This window comes from Streptomyces tricolor (assembly GCF_002155905.1).
GTDB lineage: Bacteria > Actinomycetota > Actinomycetes > Streptomycetales > Streptomycetaceae > Streptomyces > Streptomyces tricolor.
Window position 1 is genome coordinate 1 of sequence record NZ_MUMF01001019.1, and the last position, 1,201, is coordinate 1,201.

Consider the following 1,201-nt stretch of genomic DNA (forward strand, 5'->3'; position numbering starts at 1 on the left):
CGTCGGCGGCGCGGCGCACCTGCCCGGAGTCCAGGCGGTGCGCGGCCACCGCGCGGGCGAGCGCCTCGGCGTCGCCGGTCACGGCGCCGGCACCGGCGGCCCGCTCCAGGGCGTGCCGCCAGCGCGCCGCCTGCCGCTCGGGCGAGGGCGCGGGCACGGTCAGGACGACGGGGGTGTCGGCCGCCCAGGCCGGGTCCCAGCCGACGGTGCCGTGCGTGAGGAGGGGGATCCCGCGCAGCGCCGTGCACACGGCGCGGAGCGTGCGGGTCCGTTCGGCGGGTTCCGCGGGCAGCGCGTCCAGCGGGCCCAGGACGACCCCTGCACCGGTCAGCCGGGCTTCGAGCGCGGCCACCCGCGCCAGCTCCGGTACGTCGCCGGACCGCCCGGCGAGCGCCGCCGCGTCCAGGACGAGCGGGCGCAGGCCGGCCGCGCGCAGGGCCGCGACGGCCAGGCCCCCGGCGTCGCCGCCCCGGCCGCGCAGGTGCACGAGGCCGGTGCCGGTCACGGCCGCGGCGGCCGTCCGGCGGATCTCGGCGGGCTCGGCGGTCGGGTCCTCGCGGGCCTCGTCGTCGAGCACGCCGGCGAGCCGGGCGTCGGGCCGGGCGTGGCCGAGGAGGTGCGCGGTGACCCGGTCGGGGACCACCAGGACGCGGGACAGCGGCGGGCGTTCCGGCTCGGTGACCTCCACCAGGCCGCCCGCGACCAGGGGCGCCGAGGGGGCGAGCCGGAACCGGCCGGGCGCCGCGCCGGCGAGCCCGCACAGCTCCAGGGCGAGCCCGACGGTGGGCCGGCGGCGCGTCAGGTCGTCGTTGAGGTAGCCGTAGAGCCGCTCGAACCGCGCGTCCAGATCGGGTGCCACCGCGACCAGGAGCAGGTCCATGTCCAGCGACGACAGCCCGAACCGCCCGACCAGCCCGGCCAGGACGGACCCGGCCGGCGGCTGCCAGGGCTCATGCCCGGGCACGTCGAGCCCTCCCGGCTCGTCCAGCATGCGCGCCGCCGCCTCGGGGGTGAGGTACTGCCCCCGGTACGGGTCGTCGGGATCGGGATCACCGGCCCGCCGCCCGGCCACCGCCCACCGCACCCGCTCCTCGACCGCCCGCAACCGCACCCACAGGTGCTCGGGGTCGGGTGCGGGGGTCGGCATCTCGGGATCGTCGGGCATGGCCGGGACGGCGGCCTTCGGAGGGTGGGTCACGGG

General features: G+C 80.3%; 1 pseudogene. It reads right to left on the minus strand.

From position 1 onward, the window contains the following. Positions 1–1,147, minus strand: a pseudogene (locus CCN44_RS42450) (ATP-binding protein); the annotation flags it as partial. Positions 1,148–1,201 lie beyond the last annotated feature (54 nt).